At 66.9% G+C, this 18,058-nt stretch carries 16 protein-coding genes; 6 read left to right on the forward strand and 10 right to left on the reverse strand.

The window, feature by feature from the left end; all coding sequences use genetic code 11:
* Nucleotides 1-123 precede the first annotated feature (123 nt).
* The gene (clpA, locus tag XINFAN_RS07935; RefSeq protein ID WP_124085960.1) at nucleotides 124-2,442 is read left to right on the forward strand and encodes an ATP-dependent Clp protease ATP-binding subunit ClpA; all 2,319 of its coding nucleotides are present in this window, start codon (nucleotides 124-126) and stop codon (nucleotides 2,440-2,442) included.
* Between the two features lie 362 nt (nucleotides 2,443-2,804).
* Nucleotides 2,805-3,695, forward strand: coding sequence for a restriction endonuclease (locus XINFAN_RS07940; protein ID WP_199286383.1), 891 nt, complete (start codon nucleotides 2,805-2,807; stop codon nucleotides 3,693-3,695).
* 57 nt (nucleotides 3,696-3,752) lie between these two features.
* Here the strand turns inward: XINFAN_RS07940 and XINFAN_RS07945 are convergent, their stop codons facing one another.
* The 3 genes from XINFAN_RS07945 to XINFAN_RS07955 form a co-directional block, all read right to left on the reverse strand.
* A complete protein-coding gene (locus XINFAN_RS07945; protein WP_124085961.1) occupies nucleotides 3,753-5,402 on the reverse strand; it encodes a peptidoglycan -binding protein in 1,650 nt (549 codons plus the stop codon).
* A gap of 4 nt (nucleotides 5,403-5,406) precedes the next feature.
* Nucleotides 5,407-6,615, reverse strand: coding sequence for a biopolymer transporter ExbB (locus tag XINFAN_RS07950; protein WP_124085962.1), 1,209 nt, complete (start codon nucleotides 6,613-6,615; stop codon nucleotides 5,407-5,409).
* Between the two features lie 100 nt (nucleotides 6,616-6,715).
* Nucleotides 6,716-7,261 (reverse strand): gamma-glutamylcyclotransferase, encoded by a 546-nt coding sequence (locus tag XINFAN_RS07955; RefSeq protein WP_233352168.1) that lies wholly within the window; start codon nucleotides 7,259-7,261, stop codon nucleotides 6,716-6,718.
* A gap of 65 nt (nucleotides 7,262-7,326) precedes the next feature.
* Between XINFAN_RS07955 and XINFAN_RS07960 the strand changes: the two genes are divergently transcribed.
* The gene (locus XINFAN_RS07960; RefSeq protein ID WP_124085963.1) at nucleotides 7,327-8,370 is read left to right on the forward strand and encodes a DUF2125 domain-containing protein; all 1,044 of its coding nucleotides are present in this window, start codon (nucleotides 7,327-7,329) and stop codon (nucleotides 8,368-8,370) included.
* Here the strand turns inward: XINFAN_RS07960 and XINFAN_RS07965 are convergent, their stop codons facing one another.
* From XINFAN_RS07965 to XINFAN_RS07995, 7 genes are all read right to left on the reverse strand, one after another.
* The gene (locus XINFAN_RS07965; protein WP_124085964.1) at nucleotides 8,371-9,246 is read right to left on the reverse strand and encodes an extensin-like domain-containing protein; all 876 of its coding nucleotides are present in this window, start codon (nucleotides 9,244-9,246) and stop codon (nucleotides 8,371-8,373) included.
* Between the two features lie 41 nt (nucleotides 9,247-9,287).
* Entirely contained in the window at nucleotides 9,288-10,223 is a 936-nt protein-coding gene (locus tag XINFAN_RS07970; protein ID WP_124085965.1) for a prephenate/arogenate dehydrogenase family protein, read from the reverse strand.
* Entirely contained in the window at nucleotides 10,220-11,305 is a 1,086-nt protein-coding gene (hisC, locus tag XINFAN_RS07975) for a histidinol-phosphate transaminase (RefSeq protein ID WP_124085966.1), read from the reverse strand. The genes XINFAN_RS07970 and hisC overlap by 4 nt, the downstream gene beginning before the upstream one ends.
* 65 nt (nucleotides 11,306-11,370) lie before the next feature.
* The gene (locus XINFAN_RS07980) at nucleotides 11,371-11,895 is read right to left on the reverse strand and encodes a TIGR00645 family protein (protein WP_124085967.1); all 525 of its coding nucleotides are present in this window, start codon (nucleotides 11,893-11,895) and stop codon (nucleotides 11,371-11,373) included.
* 206 nt (nucleotides 11,896-12,101) lie between these two features.
* A complete protein-coding gene (gene rpsD / locus XINFAN_RS07985) occupies nucleotides 12,102-12,719 on the reverse strand; it encodes a 30S ribosomal protein S4 (protein ID WP_124085968.1) in 618 nt (205 codons plus the stop codon).
* 194 nt (nucleotides 12,720-12,913) lie between these two features.
* On the reverse strand, nucleotides 12,914-13,975 hold the full coding sequence (locus tag XINFAN_RS07990; RefSeq protein WP_124085969.1) for a Hint domain-containing protein: 1,062 nt from the start codon (nucleotides 13,973-13,975) through the stop codon (nucleotides 12,914-12,916).
* 145 nt (nucleotides 13,976-14,120) lie between these two features.
* Nucleotides 14,121-14,678, reverse strand: a complete 558-nt coding sequence (locus XINFAN_RS07995; protein ID WP_124086020.1) for a YqgE/AlgH family protein — start codon at nucleotides 14,676-14,678, stop codon at nucleotides 14,121-14,123.
* A 183-nt stretch (nucleotides 14,679-14,861) separates the two neighbouring features.
* Here XINFAN_RS07995 and XINFAN_RS08000 point away from each other — a divergent pair, with 183 nt between their 5' ends.
* From XINFAN_RS08000 to XINFAN_RS08010, 3 genes are all read left to right on the forward strand, one after another.
* Complete coding sequence (locus XINFAN_RS08000) at nucleotides 14,862-15,701, forward strand: protein-disulfide reductase DsbD domain-containing protein (RefSeq protein ID WP_124085970.1); 840 nt, start codon at nucleotides 14,862-14,864, stop codon at nucleotides 15,699-15,701.
* Nucleotides 15,702-15,729: 28 nt separating this feature from the next.
* Nucleotides 15,730-16,287, forward strand: a complete 558-nt coding sequence (locus XINFAN_RS08005; protein WP_124085971.1) for a DUF3859 domain-containing protein — start codon at nucleotides 15,730-15,732, stop codon at nucleotides 16,285-16,287.
* 104 nt (nucleotides 16,288-16,391) lie between these two features.
* Nucleotides 16,392-18,056, forward strand: coding sequence for an acyl-CoA dehydrogenase family protein (locus tag XINFAN_RS08010; RefSeq protein WP_124085972.1), 1,665 nt, complete (start codon nucleotides 16,392-16,394; stop codon nucleotides 18,054-18,056).
* Nucleotides 18,057-18,058 lie beyond the last annotated feature (2 nt).

Below are 18,058 nucleotides of genomic sequence, written 5' to 3' on the forward strand. Positions count from 1 at the left end.
TCGGGCGGGCTGTCAGATTGCGCTTGAAGTGCGCGGAATAAAACCGATCTTTAATCTTATGAGGCCACGGTCGGACAGGGCGCCTCCCGCCCCCCCGGCCCCGAGGAACAGGAGCAGGCTCAAGTGCCGTCATTCTCGTCCACGCTTGAACAAGCCATCCATGGTGCGCTGGCGCTGGCCAATGCCCGCCGCCACGAACTCGCAACCCTTGAACATCTCCTGCTGGCCCTGATCGACGAACCCGACGCCGCCCGCGTCATGAAGGCCTGCTCGGTCGATCTGGATGAATTGCGCAAGACCCTGACCGATTTCATCGACGAGGATCTCTCGACGCTGGTCACTTCGGTCGAGGGCTCGGAGGCGGTGCCGACCGCCGCCTTCCAGCGCGTGATCCAGCGCGCGGCGATCCATGTCCAGTCCTCGGGCCGCACCGAGGTGACGGGCGCGAATGTGCTGGTGGCGATCTTCGCCGAACGCGAATCCAACGCGGCATATTTCCTGCAAGAGCAGGACATGACCCGCTACGACGCGGTGAATTTCATCGCTCATGGCGTGGCCAAGAACCCCGCCTTCGGCGAGGCGCGCCCGATCCAGGGCTCGGACGATCCGCAGGAAACTCCGCGCGCCGAGGCAGGCGATGCGAAGGAATCCGCGCTGTCGAAATACTGCGTCGATCTGAACACCAAGGCCCGCAAGGGCGAGGTCGACCCGCTGATCGGCCGCGAATCCGAGGTCGAGCGCGCGATCCAGGTGCTGTGCCGCCGCCGCAAGAACAACCCGCTGCTGGTGGGCGATCCGGGCGTCGGCAAGACCGCCATCGCCGAGGGGCTGGCCTGGAAGATCGTGCGCAAGGAAGTGCCCGAGGTGCTTTCGGGCGCCACGATCTTCTCGCTCGACATGGGCGCGCTGCTCGCGGGCACCCGCTACCGCGGCGATTTCGAGGAGCGGCTGAAAGCCGTGGTCAAGGAGATGGAGGATCACCCCGACGCGATCCTGTTCATCGACGAGATCCATACCGTGATCGGCGCGGGCGCCACCTCGGGCGGGGCGATGGATGCCTCGAACCTGCTGAAACCCGCGCTCCAGGGCGGCAAGCTGCGCTGCATGGGAAGCACGACCTACAAGGAATTCCGCCAGCATTTCGAGAAGGACCGCGCGCTCTCGCGCCGGTTCCAGAAGATCGACGTGAACGAGCCTTCGGTCCCCGATGCGATCAAGATCCTGATGGGTCTGAAGCCGCATTTCGAGGAGCATCACGATCTGCGCTACACCAATGACGCGATCAGATCGGCGGTGGAACTGGCGGCGCGCTACATCAACGACCGCAAACTGCCCGATTCTGCCATCGACGTGATCGACGAGGCGGGCGCCGCGCAGCATCTGGTGCCGGAATCGAAACGGCGCAAACAGATCGGCACCCGCGAGATCGAGGCGGTGGTGGCCAAGATCGCCCGCATCCCGCCGAAGAGCGTCTCGAAAGACGATGCCGAACTGCTGCGCGATCTGGACCGGACGCTGAAACGGCTGGTCTTCGGCCAGGACAAGGCCATCGAGGCGCTTGCGGCCTCGATCAAGCTGGCTCGTGCCGGGTTGCGCGAGCCGGAAAAGCCGATTGGCAACTATCTGTTCACCGGCCCGACCGGGGTGGGCAAGACCGAGGTGGCGAAGCAGCTCGCGAATACGCTGGGCGTTGAACTCCTGCGCTTCGACATGTCGGAATATATGGAGAAACACGCGGTTTCGCGGCTGATCGGCGCGCCTCCGGGCTATGTCGGTTTCGACCAGGGCGGGATGCTGACCGATGGTGTCGACCAGCATCCGCATTGCGTGCTCTTGCTCGACGAGATCGAAAAGGCGCATCCGGATGTCTACAACATCCTGTTGCAGGTGATGGACCACGGCAAGCTGACCGACCACAACGGCCGCCAGGTCGATTTCCGCAACGTGATCCTGATCATGACCTCGAACGCGGGCGCGTCCGACATGCAGAAGGCCGCCATCGGCTTCGGCCGCGAAAAGCGCACCGGCGAGGATACCGTGGCGGTCGAGCGCACCTTCACGCCCGAATTCCGCAACCGGCTGGATGCGGTGATCTCGTTCGGCGCGCTGCCGAAAGAGGTGATCCTCCAGGTGGTCGAGAAGTTCGTGCTTCAGCTTGAGGCACAACTGATCGACCGCGGCGTCCATATCGAACTGTCGCCCGAAGCGGCCGTCTGGCTTGCCGACAAGGGCTATGACGACAAGATGGGCGCCCGGCCGCTCGCGCGGGTGATCCAGGAGCATATCAAGAAGCCGCTGGCCGAAGAACTGCTGTTCGGGCGACTGCAAAAGGGCGGCGTGGTGCGGGTGGAGGTGAAGGACGACGCCATCGACCTCCAGATCCAGGAGCCGGGCAAGCCCCGGATCGCCAGCCAGAAACCGCCGCTGCTGACGGCAGAGTAAGACCTGAACCCCCCGCTCCGGCGGGGGTTTCGCTTTTTGCGAAATGAGCCACTCCCCGGGTGGCGCGTCATTGCGCATAAGACGCGGTCAGGGGCTGACGGCTGCCGCGCCCTGCTCACCTTTTGCGGCGTTGCGCTCTCTGAACGCTGCCCGCTCTGTGCGACATCCCGGGTTCTTCCTGCCGGGGTGCGGCTTGATGTGGTCTCATCGCAGCCTTAGAATCCGGAAATCGGAACCGCAGTATTGAGAGGCATGACATTGGGTCCGGGGCATCCATATGGGCGAACACGTCGCCGCCCGGCCCATTGAAAACGGATATGTCGCGATCGGCTGGGGTCTGACGGGCGACCTCTGCGCATATCGTGACCGGGAAACGCTCAGGGCTGCACTGGCCCGGTATTACCCGGGGAAAACCGCCCGTTGGCGCGGGCATCCTGTTTCGTTTTGCACATGAAATCAGCGAGGGTGATTTTGTCGTTTACCCCTCGAAGCATGACCGTATGGTCAACATCGGCCGTTTTGTCGGAGCCTGCGAACATATCCCCGCCGATCCCGAGGAATATCCGAACCACCGCCGGGTCGAATGGATCGGTCACTATCCCCGCAACGATTTCAGCCAGAGCGCGCTGAACGAAATCGGCGCATATATCACGCTTTTCCTGATCCGTGAACACAGCGAGGAATTTCTTTTAAAAGCTGGCGCCGCGGGGGCATCGCAGGAGACAATCTTCACCGGCGAGAGTGTGATTCCTGACGACGATACCGCAACGGTGTCAGTCTCGCAGCAGGCCGAACTGACCACGGGCGATTTCGTGATACGACAACTTATGACGAAATTGTCAGGCTACGATTTCGAGGAGTTTGTTGCCCATCTTCTTGAGTCCCTCGGCTATACCGCGCGTGTCACTCAACGCTCGGGCGATGGCGGAGTGGATGTCATTGCCCATCGCGATAAACCAGGTTTCGAGCCCCCGATTCTCAAAGTGCAATGCAAGCGGAAGACAGATCAGATCCCTCGCCCCGAAGTTGATCAGTTGCCCGGAACATTGGGTGAGGGAGAATACGGTCTGTTCATTACGCTGGGTTCCCTCAGCCGCCAATCGGCAGAGCTGGAGCGCAATCGTCCGAAATTGCGTCTTATCGACGGCGAACAGTTTGTCGGGCTTCTGCCCGAACATTACGCGCGCCTTGCCCCCCGCTATCGCTCGATCATTCCCCTGAAACAGATCTGTGTGCCGGACCTTCAAAGCTGACAGGCGGAGCCGGCGACCCGGCCGCGCGTTGGAGGTGGCGGTGAACGGGCCCCTTCCCTACCGCTCCGTCAGCTTCAGCTCGATCCGGCGGTTCTGGGCGCGGGCCGCTTCGGTTTCGCCTGCCACCACCGGGCGGTATTCGCCGAAGCCGGTGGCCGCCAGCCGCTCGGGCGGGAAGCCGAGGTCGTGCTGCATGTAGCGCACCACCGACAGCGCGCGGGCCTGGCTGAGTTCCCAGTTGTCGGCAAAGGCGCCACTCCCCGACAAGGGCACGTTGTCGGTATGGCCGTCGACCCGGATGATCCAGTCGATGCCCTCGGGAATCTCTCCGCGGATCTCGTTCAGGATCTCGACCACCCCGGCGATCTGGATGCGGCCTTCGGGCGCCAGATCGGCGGCGCCGGGGCGGAACAGCACCTCGGACGAAAAGACGAAACGGTCGCCCACCACCCGCACGCCCTCGCGCCCGGACAGCAGCGTCGAAAGCTGGCCGAAAAACTCCGAGCGGAAGCGCTCCAGATCCAGTTTCTCGGCCTCGATCCGGCGGCGCTCGGCCTCTTCCAGTTCGGCCCGGGCGCGCTGTTCGGCGGCCACCTGGGCCAGAGCCGCATTCAGATCGCGGCCCAGCGAGTCGAGCTGCACCTTCGACGCCTCGCGTTCCGTTTCGGCGTCGTCCAGGATGGATTGCAGCGCGCCAAGCTGGCTGCGCAGTTCCGCAAGCTGGCGGTTCAGCAGTTCCATCTCGCGCGCGGCGGCGAGCGCCTTTTCCTGCTCGGCCAGCAGCGCGGTCTGCGCCGCGGCCAGCGCCGCCTCGCCCTGATCGGCGGTTTTCACCGCGTCGGAGCGGGCCGCGGCCAGCAGGGTCAGCGTCTCTTCGGCGCGTTTGCGCTCGGCCTCCAGCTTCAGCGTCATGGCGGTGATCTCGGTGTCGGCGCCTTCGAGTTTCGCGCGCAAAGCCGCCAGCGCGGCGGCATCAGCGAGCGCCGCCGTCTCGGCCTCGGACACTTCGGTGCGGGCGGCGTCCAGCGCGGCGCGGTCGGCCTCGCCTTTTGCCCGCAGATCGGCGACCAGCGCCTCAAGCGCCTCGCGCCGCGCCGCCGCCAGCCGCGCGGCCTCGGTGCTTTCGTCGATCTCGGCGCGGGCCGCCGCCAGCGCAAGCTGCGCCGCCTCGACATCGGTGATCAGCCGCGCCTTCGCCGCTTCCAGATCGGCGACCGAGGCCGCCAGCCCCTGGGCCTCGCCCCGCGCCGTGTCGCGCTCGCCCGTCACCAGGACCAGATCCGCCGTGATCCGGTCGCGTTCCGTGATCAGCGCCGCGACCTGCGCCTCGAAGCCGGTGATCCGCGCCGCGGCATCCGCCAGCTCGCCCTCGCGCGCCGCCAGATCGCCGCGCAGCCCGGCGATCACGCCCTCCTGGCGCTGCCCCTCGGCCAGCGCGGAGGACAGCGAGGCCCGCAGGCCCCCGACCTCGCCTTGCAGATCCGAGACCCGGCGGCGTTCCAGCCCGAGCGCCTCGGACAAAGCCGCGACCTGTTGGTTCAGCGCGGTCAGCTCGTTGTCCTGGGTGGTGATCTCTTCGCGCAGGACCGATTGCATGACGGTGAAGATCGTCAGCACGAAGATCATCACCATCAGAAGAACCGTCACCGCATCGACGAAGCCGGGCCAGATCAGGCTGGAATCGCGGCGGTTTCTCGACAGTGCCATCGGCCTATTCCCGCGGCCCGGGCGGCGCCATCTGCCGCGAGATCTGGCGGATGGCCATGGTCAGGGCCGCAAGATCGTGGCGCAGATCGGCCACGGTTTCCTGCCGCCCGGCGCTGATCTCTTCCAGGATCCGCAGCATCTGCACGTCGATCGAGCGCAGCCGCATCCGGCTTTCCGCATCGACGCTTTCGGCGAGGTTCTCGCTGATCGCGGCGGTGATGCGCTCCTGCCCCTCGGCCACCCGGTTCAGCGCGGCCAGGGTCTGCGCGTTGCCCTCGGTCCCCTCGCCCAGGCGGCTGGCCAGCCGCTCAACCGCGGTCGCGAGGTCGTTCACCCGGCCCTCCATCGCCGATCGCGCCGCATCCGCCTGGACGTAAAGCGATTGCAGGCCCTCCATCTGCCCGGCCATGTGATCGAGCACATGGACAACGGCCGACTGATCGGCGCCGCCGTCGCCCTCGCTCAGCCCGATCCGGGTGATCGAGGACAGCCATTCCTCCAGCTCGCGGTAAAAGCGGTTCTGGCCGTGGCCTGCGAACAGTTCCAGCAGCCCCAGCACCAGCGAGCCGCCAAGGCCCAGAAGCGACGAGGTGAAAGCGGTGCCCATGCCGCCGAGCTGGCTTTCCAGCCCGCCCATCAGCCGGGTGAAGATGTCCAGCCCGCTGTCGCCGTCCGAGGGCGCCAGGTGGCGGATCGTGTCGACCACCGCCGGAACCGTGGTCGCCAGCCCCCAGAACGTGCCCAGAAGACCAAGGAACACCAGGAGGTTGACCAGATAGCGGGTGATGTCGCGCGCCTCGTCGATCCTTTGCGCCACCGAATCGAGGATGGTGCGGCCCGACGAGGCCGAAATCGTCATGGTCCGCGTCGCGCGCGAGCGCAGCAGCGCGGCCAGCGGCGCCAGCAGCACCGGCGCCGCCGCCTGATCGACGCCGGGGCGGTGACTGACGTAACCCTCGATCCAGCTTACCGAACGGGCAAGGATGAAGACCTGCCAGAAGCAGGTGACCACGCCCAGGCCGAAGACGAACAGGATCAGCCCGCTGATCGCCAGATGCGAGCCCATGATCAGATCGGCAAGGCTGCGATGCAGGAACCAGATCGCCACACCCACCAGGATGCAGACGATGATCATGTTCGTAATCGCGCGGATCGGCTGACTGAAGGTGGCGCCCGCCGCCTTCACTGCCCGCGCCGCCTCGGGTCGTTGCATAGGGGGGATGCCTGCCCTGGTGACTGCTTTGGCGCGACCTTAGCAGGTTGTGCCGGGCGGGAAAATCAATTCCTGCGCCGCGATGCCGGTTGTGATCGTGCTATCGGGCCAGGTTGCGCACCCGCTCGGACAGCCAGTCGAGTTCGGGGTCCGCGATGCCCAGTTCCGTCAGATGCGCGGTGGTGGACCACAGGTAGTCGCGGTTCGGCCCGCGCCCGCCCACGGCGCTCGCGATGATCCGCGCCTGTTCCTCTGGCTCCAGCCCGCCGCAATATTGCGCATGCTGGCAATCGACCACATAGGCCAGCGCGCTGACCGCGCCTTCGGCGGTCTCAAGCTCCATCGACACCTCGACATAGGCCGAGGACACCAGTTCCCGCTCGCGCAGCATGGCAAGCGTCGCGGCCTCTTCGCCCGGCGCCACGCGCAGCGCCACCCCGTCGCAGAACGCCGCCTCGTCGCGGTCAAGCGCGAGCACGAGGCCGGGCACGGCCTCGGTGCCGCGGTAATGGATCGACCACATGCAGAAGCTGCGCCGCCAGCCGCGCACGCGGGCAAGCCGCCGCTCGGCCACCGGAAATTCCGGGTTCCAGATCAGCGAGCCATAGCCGAACACCCAAAGCGGCCCGTTCACCAACGTCTGCAAGGCTGGTTCTCCTGTTCGCCCCCCTGTAAACACGGATTGAGCGTTCGGGAAAAGGGGGGCTGTAAATGCGCTGGCTTCTGGGGATCTTCGGCCTTTTCGTGGTGCTGTGGTGCGGCTGGTGGTTCGCGGGCCGGACGCTGATCCTGGATCAGAGCGAAAAGCTGATCGCCGAACAGCGGGCGGCGGGGGCGGTCGTCGAGATGGACAGCTTCGGCGTGAAGGGCTTTCCCAGCCGGTTCGACCTGACCGCCGAAAACCCGCGCTATATCGCCCCTGATGGCCGGATCGCCTGGGAGGGCGGCACGTTGCGGCTTTACGCGATGAGCTGGAAGCCCTGGCATGTGATCCTCGGCCTGCCGCAAAGCCAGCTGATCACCACCCCCGACCGGATGATCCGGCTGGAAAGCGAGGCGCTGCACGCCAGCCTGCGCGCCGCGCCGGACATGGATCTGCCGCTGGCCGAGGCCCGGCTGACCGGCAGTTCCCTGAACATCGACGCGACGCCGGGCGGCGTGGTGCAACTGGGCGAACTCGCCCTCGCCCTGCGCGATGCGGCGGCGGATGCGGCGGCCACGCATGTCTATGACATCGGCATCGAGGCGAAGCGCATCACCCCCGATCCCGCACTGACCGCGGCGCTGGCGGCGGTGGATCTGCCGGACATGCCCGCGACCCGGCTGCCCGCCGTGATCGACCGCTTTCATTTCGACGCGAGCCTGGAGCTTTCCGCGCCGCTCGACCGGCACGCGGGCGAGACGCGGCCGCGGCTTTTGTCGGTCGAACTGCGCGATCTGAGCCTGACCTGGGGCGATCTGACCATGGTCGCCCAGGGCCGTCTGATGCCCGACGATCAGGGTTTTGCCGCCGGGCGGATCGGGCTGACCGTCACCAACTGGAACCAGTTGCCGCCGCTGCTGGTGGCCAGCGGCATGGTGCAGCCCCGCATGGCGCCGATCCTCGGCAATATGCTGCGCGCGCTGGCGAACGAGGCCGGCACGCCCGACCGGCTGACCATTCCCCTGGATCTGAAAGACGGCTGGATGAGCTTTGGCCCGCTGCCGCTTGGCCCGGCGCCGAAACTGGGCGCGGCCGAGCCTCCGGCGGGCTGATCAGCGGCAATAGGCGCCGTTGCCGTGGTTCGCGGTGTCGAAATGCAGATGGTCTTCGTGATAGCCGTCCGAGCCGGGGCCGAGCGTGGTGCCGAAGATGCCGCAGGCGCCCTTATGCGCGCGGCGCATGGTCTTGTCGAACCCGCCCAGCACCGACTGCACCTTGCCCGAGGCCAGCACGAAACCGGCGATGTCGATCGCCTTGCCGCGGCCGTGTTCGCTGACCTTTGCGCCCTTCTTGTTGTTGCGCGGGCGGCAGACGTAATGGCCGGCGATGCGCAATTCGACGATCTGGCCGCCGTAAGCGGGCTGCGCCACCTGTTCGACCCAGGTGTTCAGCGCCTTTGCGGTGGCGCAGTCGATGGTCGCCGCCGCCGACAGCCGCACCCCGGAAACCGAAGTCACCCGCACCCCGTCGTCGAGCCCGCAGCCCTGGACCTTCGATTTGATCGGCGCGATCTTCTCGCCTTTGATCGCCGCCACACCGCAGACCGAGCCGCGCACGGTCTCGGTCTCTTTCGACTTCTTCCTGTCCTTTTTCGGCGCGGGCGCAGGGGCCGAGACCAGCTGAACCTCGGGCTTTTCCTTCGGGCGCAGGCCGAACAGGTTCAGCCCCCTGCCCTTCTTCTTCTCTTCCACGTTTTCGCGCACCGCGGCCACGGTCTTTTCCAGCGCGGCGGGGCGGGGTTTCGGGCGCAGCCAGGCCTCGGTTGTCGCAACGGCAGGCGAGGCGGCAGGCGAGGCGGCGGCGGTCGAGGTGCTGACGCTGACCTGCCCCATGCGCGGATTGGCCTGCGGACGGGGCGAGCGGTCCATGCTTTCGGCAAAGGCGGGGGAGGCCAGCACCATCAGCACCGCCAGCACTCTTGCGATCATTCCCGGCCCTTTCCCCCGTTCGGCCCTGCCCTTTGCGGGTCTCAGGCCTTCGTCCTGCCCGGAGCAGCCGCGGGCGCGCGGCCGAAATCCGGCGCCGGAGTATCCTGCCCCGCCTCGATAATGCCACGCCGGATTGCGCGGGTGCGGGTGAAATAGGCGTGAAGTTGCTCACCGTCGCCCATGCGGATCTCACGCTGAAGCATGAACAGCTCTTCGGTGAAGCGGCCGAGGATGTCGAGCACGGCGTCCTTGTTGGTCAGGAACACATCGCGCCACATGGTCGGATCCGAGGCCGCGATCCGGGTGAAATCGCGAAACCCCGAGGCGGAATATTTGATCACTTCCTCCTGGGTGACGCGGCGCAGATGGTCGGCCACCCCCACCATCGTATAGGCGATCAGATGCGGCGTGTGCGAGACCACCGCCAGCACCAGATCGTGGCGCCTCGCGTCCATCTCATCGACATTGGCGCCGATGGCCTCCAGCAGCGCGCGCAGCCGGGCGAGCGGCTCCGGCGTCTGGCCTTCCAGCGGCGTCAGCAGCCACCAGCGGTTTTCAAACAAAGTCGCGAAACCCGAGCGCGGGCCGGAATATTCGGTCCCCGCCAGCGGATGGCCGGGGATGAAATGCACCCCCTCGGGGATATGGGGGCTGACCGCCTCGATCACCGCCTGCTTGACCGAGCCGACATCGGTCACGATGGCGCCCGGTTTCAGATGCGGCGCGATTTCCGCCGCGATCCCGCCCATGGCGCCGACGGGAACCGCCAGAACCACCAGATCGGCGTCCCGAACGGCCTCGGCAGCGGTCTCCGTCACCCGGTCGCAGAACAGATCCCGCGCGATGGCGCGGGTATCAGTTGAGCGCGCGTAACCCGTGATCTCGCCCGCCAGCCCCTTCGCCCGCATCGCATGGGCCATGGAAGAGGCGATCAGCCCCAGCCCGATCAGCGCGACGCGGGGGAAGGCTGGGCTCATCTTTGCGCCTTGAACTGGGTCACGGCATGGGCCACGCGGCGGCAGCTCGCCTCGTCGCCCACGGTGATGCGCAGGCAGTTCGGCAGTTTGTAACCCGAGACGCGGCGCACGATCAGCCCCTCGCCCTGGAGCCAGGCGTCGCAGGCCTCGGCCTCTTCGGCGCTGGCGAAGCGGGCGAGAATGAAATTCGCCGCCGAGACATCCGACGGAACCCCCACCTCGGCCAGTGCGCCCGCAAGCCAGGACCGCATCCGGGCGTTTTCCCCGCGCGATTTCGCCACCCAGTCCTGGTCGCGCACCGCCGCCTCGGCGGTGTCGAGCTGCGCGGTGGAAAGGTTGAACGGCTGACGGATGCGGTTCAGCACATCGACGATATGTTTCGGCCCGTAGCCCCAGCCGATCCGCAGGCCGCCGAGGCCGTAGATCTTCGAGAAGGTCCGGGTCATGAACACGTTCTCGCGCGCCTCGACCAGCGCCTTTCCGGCGTCGAAATCCTCGACATATTCGGCATAGGCCCCGTCCAGCACCAGGATCGCCTGGCGCGGCAGACCGGCGGCCAGCCGCGCGACCTCGGCGGGCGAGATCATCGTGCCGGTCGGGTTGTTCGGATTGGCGATGAACACCAGTTTCGTGCGCGGCCCGCAGGCGCGCAGGATCGCGTCCACATCGGTCACGCGCTCGCGCTCGGGCACCTCGACGGGCGTGGCGCCGGCGGCCAGCGCCGAGATGCGATACATCAGGAAACCGTGTTCGGTGAAGACCACCTCGTCGCGCGGCCCGGCATAGGCCTGGGCCAGCATCTGGATGATCTCGTCCGAGCCCACGCCGCAGATCACCCGCCCGGCGTCCAGGCCATGCACCTCGGCGATGGCCTGACGCAGCCCGGCGTGATCGGTGGAGGGGTAGCGGTGGAGGCTGTGAACGGCGCGCTGGAACGCCTCTTTCGCCCGGTCCGAGGCGCCGAACGGGTTCTCGTTCGACGAAAGCTTCACCACATTCGTCACACCCGCGACCTTGCTCTTACCGCCTTCGTATAGGGCGATATCGAGAATTCCGGGTTGCGGAATGATCGCTTCGGACATCTGGGCCTCCTGCTGTCGAAGGCGTTCTAGCCGCAGCCTTCCCGCAAAGCCAGAGGCGAGTCGGCTTATTTCCGGCTGGTGTAGGATTTGGCCTGCAACCAGTCCATCAGCGCCATCAGAACTCCCGACAAGACGAAGGTCAGATGGATCACCACCATCCAGAACAGCTCGTCGGGGTTGAGCACCCGGGTCTCGCCGATCGCCATGAACCGCTTGAGCAGCGAGATCCCCGAAATCGCCACGATCGAGGCGATCAGCTTCATCTTCAGCCCGCCGAAATCGACCTTGCCCATCCAGCCGGGCCGCTCGGCGCCCTCGACATCGAGGCGCGAGACGAAATTCTCGTAGCCCGAGAACATCACGATCAGCACCAGATTGGCGGCGAGCGTCAGGTCGATCAGCGTCAGCGCGACGAGGATCACATCCTCGGACTGCATCTCCATCAGTTTGGGCAGGTACCAGACCAGATCGCGGCCGAACATGAAAACCAGCATGACCAGGCTGACCACCAGCCCCAGATACATCGGCGCCATCAGCCAGCGGCTGGCGAAAAGCGATTTCTCGAAGGCTTTCTCGACCGGATTGGACATGGGGGCTCCTGTTGCGGCTGGCGGTGAGGAATAGCCTGGCCTGAGGCGGAATCAAGGGGTGGAAAGGGCGGAAGGGGGCCCTGCCCCCGTCCCCGTTCCGGGGACTCCCCCGGGATATTTAGCGACAGAAAATGACCAGGGCAGGCGGGAAATGCAAAAGGCCGCGCAAGCGGGGCGCGGCCTTTCGGGAAAAATCCTGGACCGGATCAGCGCGAATAGAATTCGACGACCAGGTTCGGTTCCATCTGCACCGGATAGGGCACATCCGACAGAGCCGGGGTGCGCACGAATTTCGCGGTCAGCTTCTGAGTGTCGACTTCCAGATAGTCGGGCACGTCGCGCTCGGTCAGGGCGATGGCTTCGGCGATGATGGCGAGCTGGCGCGATTTTTCGCGCACCGAGACCACATCACCCTCGCGCAGGCGGTAGGACGCGATGTTGACCGGCTTGCCGTTCACCAGCACATGGCCGTGGTTCACGAACTGACGGGCGGCGAAGATGGTCGGCACGAATTTCGCGCGGTAGACCAGCGCGTCGAGGCGGCGCTCCAGCAGGCCGATCAGGTTCTCGCCGGTGTCGCCGGTCACGCGCTGCGCTTCGCCATAGATACGCTTGAACTGCTTTTCGGTCAGATCGCCGTAATAGCCTTTCAGCTTCTGCTTGGCGCGGAGCTGGGTGCCGAAGTCCGACATCTTGCCCTTGCGGCGCTGGCCATGCTGGCCCGGGCCGTATTCGCGCCTGTTGAGCGGCGACTTGGCGCGGCCCCAGATGTTTTCGCCCATGCGGCGGTCGATCTTGTGTTTGGCAGCGGTGCGTTTGGTCATCGCTGATCTCCTTCTGTTGCCCGTTGCGGGCCGGTTTGAAGGGCGTTGTCCTCTCCGGGCGGGCCCGGCGACAGGGCATTCCTTGCGGAAGCCGCCAACACCAATGAAAAGCCCCGGGCGGATGGCCCGGGAGCTTGGGGCGGCTTATACAGGCCGCACGGGCCGAGTCAACCGGGCGTATCGGGAGGGCGCTGTCAGATCGCGCCCTCATGGCACAAGAGCGCGGCCTCGGGCGAGGACAGCATCCTTCGCGCGAAATCGCCATAGCACATCGGATCGGCGGCAAGGCCCGGCATCAGCGCCGTCAGCCGCGCGCGGTCGCCCTGGTCGAGGCTGTCCGGATCCGCCGCCGAGGGGTGGAAACTCTCGGTTTCCAGCCCGTTGGCGAAGACGATCTCGTGACGCTCCAGCAGAAGGTGGTGATAGGTCACCTCGCGCAGGCCCGGATCGACCAGCACGGAATGATCGTTGACCAGATCGCCCGCCGCGACCAGCACCTCGTCGGTGTTGAACAGCGCCCGGGCGGCGGGGCCGCTCACCAGCATCCGGTGCTGCGGCGAGACCACCAGATCGCCGTCCGGCCGCCCGGAGCCGAGCGCGCCCTCGCGCAGCCGCACCGGGCGCAGATGCGGCATGGCGTAGAGCCGCGCGCCGGTCATCCGGCGGCTGCCGGTCCAGAGCACCTCCTGCGCGCCGTTGTCGCGGGTCTGGACCAGATCGCCCGGATGCAGGTTCTCCACCCGTTCGGGGCCGGTCGGGGTCATGATCCTTGTGCCGGGGGTGAAGCAGATCACCCCGCCGGTGCTGCGGTCTGGCGCCGCCGGGGCGATCCGGCTGCGGATCACCCAGAGATCGCGGCCCGCGGGCGGCATCTCGCCCAGAAACATCGCCAGATGCCCGCGGCCGCCCGCCACCGGCAGCAGCGTCGCCGTCCAGGACCGGAGCCCGTCGCCGAGGACGAAGCTCTGGTCGGGCAATGTATCCGGCTCTGCCCCGATGTCGCCGGAGGCATTCTCCTGCCCGACCGCCGTTCCGATCAGCCGCTGCACCATCAATGCCGCGCGCCGCCTCACATCCGCCTCGCCCTGCGCCCCTTCCAGCAACAGGATATTCCCCGGCGCATCCACGCGCACGGCCTCGCCCAGCCAGCGCCAGGTGGCGCCGGTGACGATGGCCGAGGGGGAAACCGCCCGGAGTCCATCCGCTTCCGTCTGTGACCAGGAGATGACGAACGTGGCCCTTGAGCCCGCTGTCATGCCTGTATTCGCCTGCTCGTTTTTCTTTTTATGCGGGAAATTTAGCAGCGCCCGAATCGCTGCGCCACAGAAATCTGTGGCAAAACCGCGTCATAGCGCAGGGATTTATGGCAGATCGGCAACAATGAGAGAGGGGGCCGGCGCCTCAGGCCCGCCCCGCGACCGGCGAGAGCGTCAGCGGGTCGATCCCCATCTGCTTCAGCGCCAGCGCCCATTTCTGCCCGTCGGAGTCGGCGAACAGCAGATCCGCCGGCAGATCGGCGACCAGCCAGTCGTTCCTGAGGATCTCGCCCTCCAGCTGCCCCGGGCCCCAGCCCGCATAGCCAAGCGCAAGCAGCGCGCGGGCGGGCCCGTCGCCCCGGGCCAGGGCCTCCAGGATATCCAGCGTCACGGTCAGCCGCAGGCCGCCCGGCACCTGCATCATGCCCTGATCGGCGCCGCGCCAGTCGTCGGAATGCAGAACGAAGCCGCGCCCGCGCTCGACCGGGCCGCCATATTGCACGCGGATCTCGCGCCGCGAGGCGCCCGGGCTGATGCCCAGATGTTTCAGGAGCCCGCCGAAATCCAGCTCCTGCGAGGGTTTGTTGACGATCAGCCCCATGGCGCTGTCGGGACCATGGGCGCAGATCAGCACCACCGCCCGGGCAAAACGGGGATCCGCCATACCCGGCATCGCAACCAGCACCTTGCCCGCAAGTTCCATCGTCACGCCACCTTTCCCCCTCAACATGGACCCGCAGGCGCCACGGCTCAAGAGGCGCCGCGCGAAACGAAGCGAAGAGCGCCAGCGATGAGCGGCCCCGAAGCGGCCGCGGGAAACCCTCTGCGGCAGCGGCGCCACATCACGCGCGTCGTCGCCAGGTTGTGATTTCCCCCGGCGCGGGCGATGCTTATCCTGCGGGCCATGACCCCGATCCGCCGCCCCGCCCTGCTCGCCCTCTCCGCCCTGCTCGCCGTGCTTCTGCCCGGGGTTGCGGCCCGCGCCACCAGCCAGGACGAGGTGCTCGCCGCCTCGGTGCTGACTGGCTGGACCACACCCGAGGGCACCCATATGGCCGCGCTGCGGCTGGATCTGGCGCCGGGCTGGAAAACCTACTGGCGCAGCCCCGGCGATGCCGGCATCCCGCCGCAATTCGACTGGTCCGGCTCGGTCAATGTCAAGGCGGTGCGCCTGCACTGGCCCGCGCCTTCGGTCTTCGTGACCAACGGGATACAAACCATCGGCTATCGCAACCAGCTGATCCTGCCGGTGGAGCTGGTGCCAGGCGATCCTTCGCAGCCGATGCGGCTTGCCGCAGAGGTGGATCTGGGCATCTGCCAGGAGATCTGCCTGCCCGCCTCGCTGGATCTGGCGGCGGGGATCGACGGGCCCGGCGCACCCGACGCGCTGATCCAGGGCGCGCTGAAAAAGCAGCCCCGCAGCGGTGCCGAGGCCGGGCTGACTTCGATCACCTGCCATGTGGAGCCGATCGCCGACGGGCTGCGGCTGACCGCCACAATCGCGCTGCCGGGCCAGGGCAAAGGCGAGACCGTCGCTTTCGAGACCGGCGACCCCTCGGTCTGGGTCTCGGAAGCCACCGCCTCGCGCAAGGGCGGCGTGCTGACCGCCGTCACCGAACTGGTGCCGCCCTCGGGCCAGCCCTTCGCGCTGGACCGCTCGGGCGTGACGGTGACGGTGATCTCGGACAAGGGCGCGGTCGAGATGCGCGGCTGTCCCGGCGCATGAACCGCCGCCCGGGTCGGGCTTTCCGCGCTTGAGGCGCGCGCGCGGGCGTGATTTCATCGCCGCCATGCGCCGGATCCTTTCCCTTGCCCTGATCGCCCTGTGCCCGCCCGCCTGGGCCGATCCCGCCCCGCCCGGCGCCGCGCCGGAAATCGACAGCCTGGAATGGGGCATCTTCTGCGCCCTGCGCGCGATGGACCGCGCCCCCGCCCCCGGCACCATCGCGGGCTGGCTGCATGTCCCGCGCGAGGAAATCACCTTCCACTGGCCCGACGAGACCGTGGTGCCCGCCTCGCTCGGGCTGGCCTTCGGGGTGCGGGCCGCCAGCGTCCCGGGCTATGTCAGCGACTCGGCCGAGGCGCGGGTGTTCCGCCCGGGCCGCGAGACCCCGGAAACCTGGCCGACCGCGATTTCCGACACCGACCGGATCAGCGTCTTCTTCCGTTTCGACGAGGTCCAGGAACTGATCCCCGGCATCTGGGCCTTCGAGGTCTGGGATCGCGGCGAAAGGCTCTACCGGGTGGAATTCGAAGTGGTCCCGGCCGAAGCGCGGCGCGAGATCGCCGACGCCTGCGGCGCCACATCCTGACGGTCATTTTAAGTCTGAAACCGGCATACATGTGAAATCTTATTGCGCCGCAGGTGCAAAAGCCTTAGGTCATTCGCAGATGCAGAAACCGCCCGGAGCCCGCCATGCCGCATGATGGTCAGCCTCTCACCGCCTCGCCGCTGCTGCCCGATCTGCGCAGCCTGACGCAGGCGACCCTGCCCCAGACCGACGCCCTGTTCGCCTCTGCGCGCGAGAATCTGCGCGCCATGGTCAGCGAGGGCGGCAAGATCCAGGCCCGCCTGCTGGAAGAGCACCAATATGCGGCCCATGCCCTGTCCTGGCTTGCCACCTATACCGAGGCCCTGCGCCAGCTCGACGCCTGGGCCGGGCGGCTGGAACAGGCCGGCAGCTTCGGTGAGATCGAGGCGCTGATCCTTCAGATCGGTTTCGGGGAATATCTCTCGCAACTCGCCGGCGGCATCCCGATGAGCCAGGGCGAGATCGCCCGCCTCCAGGACCTCGGCCTGAGCTGGACGCCCGAGGGCGCCGCCACCACGCTGATCGCGCAAGGCAACAGCCCCGCCGCCCGCGCCCGCCTCGTGCAACTGATGCGCGACGACCGCGCCCGCGCCACCTTCGGCGCCTCGGGGCTGGACGAAGAGCTGGAGATGATCCGCGACCAGTTCCGCCGCTATGCCGAGGAAAAGGTCATCCCCCGCGCCCATGACTGGCACCTGAAGGACGAGCTGATCCCGATGGAGGTCATTCAGGAACTCGCCGAAATGGGCGTGTTCGGCCTGACCATCCCCGAGGAATACGGCGGCTTCGGCCTGTCCAAGGCCTCGATGGTGGTGGTGTCCGAGGAACTCTCGCGCGGCTATATCGGCGTGGGCTCGCTCGGCACCCGCTCGGAAATCGCCGCCGAACTGATCCTCTGCGGCGGCACGCCCGAGCAGAAGGCAGAATGGCTGCCGAAACTCGCCTCGGGGGAAATCCTGCCGACGGCGGTGTTCACCGAGCCGAACACCGGATCGGACCTCGGCAGCTTGCGCACCCGCGCGGTGCGCACCGAAGAGGGCTGGGAGATCACCGGCAACAAGACCTGGATCACCCATGCCGCGCGCACCCATGTGATGACGCTGCTCGCGCGCACCGACCCCGATTCGACCGACTGGCGCGGGCTGTCGATGTTCCTCGCCGAAAAGACCCCGGGCACCGACGAGGCGCCCTTCCCTACCCCCGGCATGACCGGCGGCGAGATCGAGGTCCTCGGCTATCGTGGCATGAAGGAATACGAACTCGGCTTCGACGGGTTCAAAGTGAAGGCCGACAACCTGCTCGGCGGTCAGCCCGGCCAGGGCTTCAAGCAACTCATGCAGACGTTCGAGAGCGCCCGGATCCAGACCGGCGCGCGGGCGATCGGCGTGGCGCAGTCGGCGCTGGAAACCGGGCTGCAATATGCCGAGGACCGCAAGCAGTTCGGCAAGCCGCTGATCGAATTCCCCCGCGTGGCCGGGAAACTCGCGATGATGGCGGTCGAGGTGATGATCGCCCGCCAGCTGACCTATTTCGCCGCCTGGCAGAAGGATCACGACAAGCGTTGCGATCTTGAGGCCGGGATGGCGAAGCTCCTTGGCGCCCGCGTCGCCTGGGCGGCGGCGGACAATGCGCTGCAAATCCACGGCGGCAACGGTTTCGCGCTGGAATACCGCATCTCGCGCATCCTCTGCGATGCCCGCATCCTGAACATCTTCGAGGGCGCGGCCGAGATCCAGGCCCAGGTGATCGCGCGGCGTCTGCTCGACTGAGC

It is taken from the genome of Pseudogemmobacter humi (assembly GCF_900609055.1).
GTDB lineage: Bacteria > Pseudomonadota > Alphaproteobacteria > Rhodobacterales > Rhodobacteraceae > Pseudogemmobacter > Pseudogemmobacter humi.

Bases quoted from the DNA above. Each gene is read 5' to 3' on its own strand.
- rpsD (WP_124085968.1), bottom strand. From the start codon at position 12,719: ATGACCAAACGCACCGCTGCCAAACACAAGATCGACCGCCGCATGGGC.
- XINFAN_RS07965 (WP_124085964.1), bottom strand. From the start codon at position 9,246: ATGATCGCAAGAGTGCTGGCGGTGCTGATGGTGCTGGCCTCCCCCGCC.
- XINFAN_RS07945 (WP_124085961.1), bottom strand. From the start codon at position 5,402: ATGGCACTGTCGAGAAACCGCCGCGATTCCAGCCTGATCTGGCCCGGC.
- XINFAN_RS07970 (WP_124085965.1), bottom strand. From the start codon at position 10,223: ATGAGCCCAGCCTTCCCCCGCGTCGCGCTGATCGGGCTGGGGCTGATC.
- XINFAN_RS07950 (WP_124085962.1), bottom strand. From the start codon at position 6,615: ATGCAACGACCCGAGGCGGCGCGGGCAGTGAAGGCGGCGGGCGCCACC.
- XINFAN_RS08000 (WP_124085970.1), top strand. From the start codon at position 14,862: ATGCTTATCCTGCGGGCCATGACCCCGATCCGCCGCCCCGCCCTGCTC.
- XINFAN_RS07980 (WP_124085967.1), bottom strand. From the start codon at position 11,895: ATGTCCAATCCGGTCGAGAAAGCCTTCGAGAAATCGCTTTTCGCCAGC.
- XINFAN_RS08010 (WP_124085972.1), top strand. From the start codon at position 16,392: ATGCCGCATGATGGTCAGCCTCTCACCGCCTCGCCGCTGCTGCCCGAT.
- hisC (WP_124085966.1), bottom strand. From the start codon at position 11,305: ATGTCCGAAGCGATCATTCCGCAACCCGGAATTCTCGATATCGCCCTA.
- XINFAN_RS07960 (WP_124085963.1), top strand. From the start codon at position 7,327: ATGCGCTGGCTTCTGGGGATCTTCGGCCTTTTCGTGGTGCTGTGGTGC.
- XINFAN_RS07990 (WP_124085969.1), bottom strand. From the start codon at position 13,975: ATGACAGCGGGCTCAAGGGCCACGTTCGTCATCTCCTGGTCACAGACG.
- XINFAN_RS07995 (WP_124086020.1), bottom strand. From the start codon at position 14,678: ATGGAACTTGCGGGCAAGGTGCTGGTTGCGATGCCGGGTATGGCGGAT.